Genomic DNA, 4,964 nt, shown 5'->3' with positions numbered 1-4,964 from the left:
CTATTAGAGATTGACTACTAACTATTAGAGATTGACTACTAACTATTAGAGATTGACTACTAACTATTAGAGATTGATTTTTCTAATATATTAGTATAAATTACTTCTAATACTTAGAATGACTACAGAATTATGCAAAATGAATTAGTAGTGAAATCGAATCAAGTTATTGAGGCAAGTTATCGCCTTTCAGTTGTTGAACAACGTGTTGTTTTATCAGCTATCGCTAAAATACCTAAAATGAGTGAAGTGTCAGATGATGAAATTTACACTGTTAGTGTTCAAGATTTACAGGCTTTAGGGGTGCATGAAAAAACTGCATATAGGGATTTAAAAGAAGCTGTAAACCGTCTATATGAGCGTTCTATTAGCCTAGATATTGATGACAAACTAATAAAAATGCGTTGGGTTCAGCGTATAGAGTTCACAGACAATCAGGGTATTATTGCTCTTAGATTTTCTAAAGATATATTGCCGTTTATATCTAATGTAAAAGCCAACTTCACTCAATATATGCTATCTGAAGTATCAAAAATGCAAGGTGCATACTCTGTACGCATTTATGAGTTACTAACTCAATATAAATCTATTGGCGAACGCTCAGTAGCCATAGATGATTTAAGAGTAATGCTAGATTTAGGCTCAAGATACAAAACAACAGGGAATTTAATTGCTTGGGTTATAGACCCATCTATTGAAGAAATTAACGAGCAAACCGACTTAAAAGTTACAGCAAAACCTCAAAAAACAGGGCGTAAATTCACTCATATAAAATTTACGATTAAGCAGAAACAAAAACCTAAAGCACAAGACCCGAAACGTGATCCAAACACAGTCGATATGTTTGCCCATATAACTGATGCTCAAATTTCCAAGTACAGTACAATTTTATGCAAATTAGGCAGTATTTCAGACCTTAGTAACTTCCCTGATTATCCAAGTTTTGCAAATTGGATTGGGAAAATATTAAGAGACCCTGAATCGGCAAATCCTATACATGCCAAACGAATATTTAAAGCTTTACGGACTGAAACAGATTTCAAAGATTAAATAATTTTCTATCTCGATCTTCTGTTAGATACTCGTTGAGATCAGCGAGTATTTTTTCTTTATTGGTTTCATTTTCCATTTTTTTAAGCAAATAAGAACCGAGTAAAATTTTACGCCTAGTATCGTCCTTTCTTTGCTGTTCAGATTGTTTCTTTTTTTCACGAGCGATAACAGCTTGCTTTTGAGCTTTAAGCTGTTTTAATCGTTCTTCCTGTTTAGCAATTTGTTGTTCTAAATTTTCCATTTTCATTGTGATTCCAAAGCCTAAAAAACCACAGTTAGCATAAGCGTACATGAATTGAAATTCAAGGTACTATCTGCTATCGTAGTTTTCCCGAAGGGCGCACTTTACCATTGAGAAAATCTTCGATGTTTTCAATGGAAGTCCGTAAGGGGAAAATCCCCTTAACCCCTAAAAGCAAAAGCATCAAAAGGCAAAAATAAGTAAATGGCGATTTATCATTTTTCAGTTAAGACCATAAGTCGAAGTGCAGGGCGTTCAGCCGTTGCATGTTCTGCTTATCGTTCGGGCGAAAAATTGATAGATGAAAGACAAGGGAAAGAACAGGACTATACGAAAAAAACAGGCGTGGAATTTACAAAAATCTATGCCCCTGAAAATACAAATCCTGAATTATTAGACCGCAACCAACTTTGGAACACCGTTGAAAAGGTTGAACGTAGAAAAGACGCAAACCTAGCACGAGAATTTGAAATAGCCTTTCCGCATGAATTGAACAAAGAGCAAAGGGAAAGAATGCTCAATGACCTATGCCAAGAGCTTGTAAAACGGCATGGTGTAATTGTGGACGCTGCCATTCATGCACCACACACCCAAAGCGGAAGTGATGAACGCAATTACCACGCTCATATCATGTTTACAGGGCGACAAATTGACCCTGAAACAGGTGATTTTGCCAAAAAGAGAAACCGAGATTTTAACAAAGAAAATTCTAGTCAGACCGTGAACCAATGGCGAGAAACCTTTGCCGACATTACCAATCAAAATCTAGCACGAGCAGGGTATTTGACCGAAGTAGACCACCGCAGCTATGCCGATCAGAACAACGGACTACAGGCGACCATTCACGAGGGTAGCAAGGTCACACAGCTACGCAGACAGGGCATTGATACCGAAATCAGCCTAAAAAATGATTTAATCAAACAGCAAAACGCTGAAAATCAGCGTTTACCTGAAATTTTGAAAGGTTTAGAGCAAGAAATCCGCCTTGCTGAATTTCAAATCAGTAAATATCAAGCAGAAATGCGCCTAGAAGCTTCAAAAAACGCCCCTAAAGCCACAGAAGCACAACAACAAGTAGAACAGCCAAAACCTAAAGAAACCCGCTTAGAACGCAAATCAGAGCCATCTAGCCCTAAATTAAAACAACTCAATGACGATTTAAACCGTCTTGAATCTGAAATTTTCCAATTAAAACGAGATATTTCTACCGCTTTAAAGGACTATGACGAGCTTCAAAAGAACAAACCACAAAAAAAATTGTTCGGATTAGTCCCAAATCCTAAGTTTTCAGCGTGGAAAGAAAAATATTCAGAGCTAAAACATGAATTTGACCGCAAGAAAGATGATTTAAAATTGAATGAAACCCTTGTGGAAGCAAGGAAAGACGATATTAAACGAGAAACTATTCGATTACGCAGTCAGCCGACCATTCAGCCCAATATCAGCAGGGAAAAACCAAAAGAATTGGATTTTAATAGCGTTTATCGGCAGTTAAACCACGAACAAAAGCAGGCATATCAGTCGATTAAATCGGTATTGGAGCAAAAACTTGGTGGCTCAGACTTAGATAAAAAATTAGAACAGGCACAACAAAAATTTGTAGAAAAATTTAAGGAAAATCCTAATTTTGAAGTGCCAAAACTTGAATCACAAAAACAACGAGAGCAAGAACAGGTTAGGGGTGCATCAAAATCTAAAGGCATGGAACGATAGCCCCAACCGTTGAAAATCCAATTCAGTAAAAAGCGGTAATCAGAGGGGGGGGTAAGCGATCTACTGCTATGTCGCTCACACTCCGTTCGCTTTGTAAGTTATTTCTTGATTTTTATAATTAATCAACAGGCAATGCTACTGCATAGCAAAATTCACCGCTTGAAGTTTCATCTGATTGATATGTAGATAAACCAATGCCCGTACTATTGGGGTAGTGTTTTAGAGTTAACTCTATTTTTTCAATAATGCAATCTGCTGAATCAGTCATTTTCCCATTGTATAAAGCTTGTTTGAAGTTTTCTCCCTCATATAAAGTAATATTATATTTACTTTTTATATTTATAAGTCTTGAAAAAATATCCATGATTTAACCCTACTAATCTATTGAATTTAATAATGTATATCATTAAACATAAAGCAATAAAAGAAAACTAAAAAGGGCTGATCTATTAAGATAACAGCCCTTTTTAGTTTTCTTTTTTTAAAGATAATGCCTTAGAACAAATATCTTTAAAACTTTGATTAAAAGATCACTTTTATTTAAATGGATTCTACATATTATTAAGCCTGTTTAAGAGTTTTTAACTCACTTTGCATTTCTTCCAATTGTCTTTGAAGTTCTCTTTTTTGAGCAATCAATTCATTAACTTTTTTTCTGCTTTCTGCATCTGCAAAGCGTTGAAGAACTTCTCTAGCTAAAGCTTGATAACCTAACCCTTCTACTTCTCCAATCTCTTTTAAGTCATTTATTAGGCTTATAGGCAAACGTATTGATATCATTTGCATTTTTTGATCATTTTGATTGCTTATAAGTTTTTTAAGTTTATTCGACATGCCTTTAGATTTTACTGTTGATTCATTAGCTCCAAGTTCTCTTGACTCCCATAAATCAACATCACTAAATATTTCATGTTGAATGGTAGATTCATTTATACGGTTCATAATTTTCTCTTCGATTCATTAATCTAGATAATTTATAGTCGAAAATGTTTAATTATGATCGACTACTTCAGAATCCAGGGGGGAGCTCCCCCCAAGTTTCATTTACGATGTCTTTCGTTCGAATATTCGAATTTCAACATCGTTGGCATCATATGCAGTTTTAACAAAAACTGTATTCAGTTCCTCAACGAAGACGAAACAAACTTTCAATGTACGACCTCTTCGAGTTTGGCTGATAAACCATTCTGTTTCAGGTACTGTTTTATGTTGTTCACGTTCTTCAATTAAGGTTTGACCATCATTGTTTTCAAAGCATTCATATACTTCATCAAGTGAGACGCCATGCTTCTCATCTAACTTTTGTAGAATTGCGGGTGAAAAAATATATTTTAAAGGTGGTTCGTCTGTTGACATGTTTTACTCCATTTATTCTAAGGTTTCAAGCGATCTTTGTATATACACATTGTTTTACTTCCATATGTACAACCCTTTAATATGGGCAGTTTTATGTAATTCAATGGGCATTTGAAAAAAAATTGTATATACAATGAATTTTTATTTAATTACTAATTTCTGCTTAAACTTGAACATATTATTTGTTTTTTAGCTTCATATAACCGAGCGAGTGTCTACGAGCGATTGAGCATAATAAAAATTTTGCATTTGCCTTTTTTCTGATTACAAGCTCCCTTTCAATTTTAAGCGGTAAGTACAGAGCATCCCGAATGGGTGCGAACGGAGAAGCTTTTGCTTTTCAAAAAGCATGAGCATAGCGAATGCATTATTAATGCTTTTGACTTTGCTTTTGCTCTTGAAAAGACACGAGCGAAGCGAGTGCCATAGCCTTTGATTTTTGATTTTGATTTTATTTTAAATATTTTAAATATTTTAAATATTTTAGTTCTGTTTTTCTTTTTTATAATCAATCAATTAATTGCCTAACTATTAGAGATTGACTACTAACTATTAGAGATTGACTACTAACTATTAGAGATTGACTACTAACTATTAGAGA

6 protein-coding genes are annotated in these 4,964 nt (G+C 34.6%); 2 read left to right on the top strand and 4 right to left on the bottom strand.

Translation table 11 applies throughout. The features are described from left to right. Window positions 1-132: 132 nt before the first annotated feature. Window positions 133-1,050 (top strand): replication initiation protein RepM, encoded by a 918-nt coding sequence (gene repM, locus HX129_RS17505; RefSeq protein ID WP_286436386.1) that lies wholly within the window; start codon window positions 133-135, stop codon window positions 1,048-1,050. Here repM and HX129_RS17500 read toward each other — a convergent pair. Beyond that, window positions 1,040-1,300 carry a DUF8583 domain-containing protein gene (locus tag HX129_RS17500; RefSeq protein WP_286436387.1) on the bottom strand — a complete coding sequence of 87 codons (261 nt, stop codon included), beginning with the start codon at window positions 1,298-1,300 and terminating at the stop codon, window positions 1,040-1,042. The two genes, repM and HX129_RS17500, sit on opposite strands and share 11 nt — an antisense overlap. Window positions 1,301-1,498: 198 nt before the next feature. Between HX129_RS17500 and mobQ the strand changes: the two genes are divergently transcribed. Next, entirely contained in the window at window positions 1,499-3,007 is a 1,509-nt protein-coding gene (gene mobQ, locus HX129_RS17495) for a MobQ family relaxase (RefSeq protein WP_286436385.1), read from the top strand. 118 nt (window positions 3,008-3,125) lie between these two features. On the opposite strand, the gene HX129_RS17490 is transcribed toward mobQ, so the two are convergent. The 3 genes from HX129_RS17490 to HX129_RS17480 all read right to left on the bottom strand — a co-directional run bounded on the left by HX129_RS17490 (window position 3,126) and on the right by HX129_RS17480 (window position 4,363). Further along, the gene (locus HX129_RS17490) at window positions 3,126-3,371 is read right to left on the bottom strand and encodes a hypothetical protein (RefSeq protein WP_180172627.1); all 246 of its coding nucleotides are present in this window, start codon (window positions 3,369-3,371) and stop codon (window positions 3,126-3,128) included. A gap of 197 nt (window positions 3,372-3,568) precedes the next feature. Next, window positions 3,569-3,949 (bottom strand): hypothetical protein, encoded by a 381-nt coding sequence (locus HX129_RS17485; RefSeq protein ID WP_180172620.1) that lies wholly within the window; start codon window positions 3,947-3,949, stop codon window positions 3,569-3,571. Between the two features lie 102 nt (window positions 3,950-4,051). Next, entirely contained in the window at window positions 4,052-4,363 is a 312-nt protein-coding gene (locus HX129_RS17480; protein ID WP_180172621.1) for a BrnT family toxin, read from the bottom strand. Window positions 4,364-4,964 lie beyond the last annotated feature (601 nt).

The sequence above is a fragment of the Acinetobacter sp. 251-1 genome, assembly GCF_030329305.1.
GTDB lineage: Bacteria > Pseudomonadota > Gammaproteobacteria > Pseudomonadales > Moraxellaceae > Acinetobacter > Acinetobacter piscicola_A.
This window is presented reverse-complemented; position numbering and strand designations above follow the sequence as displayed.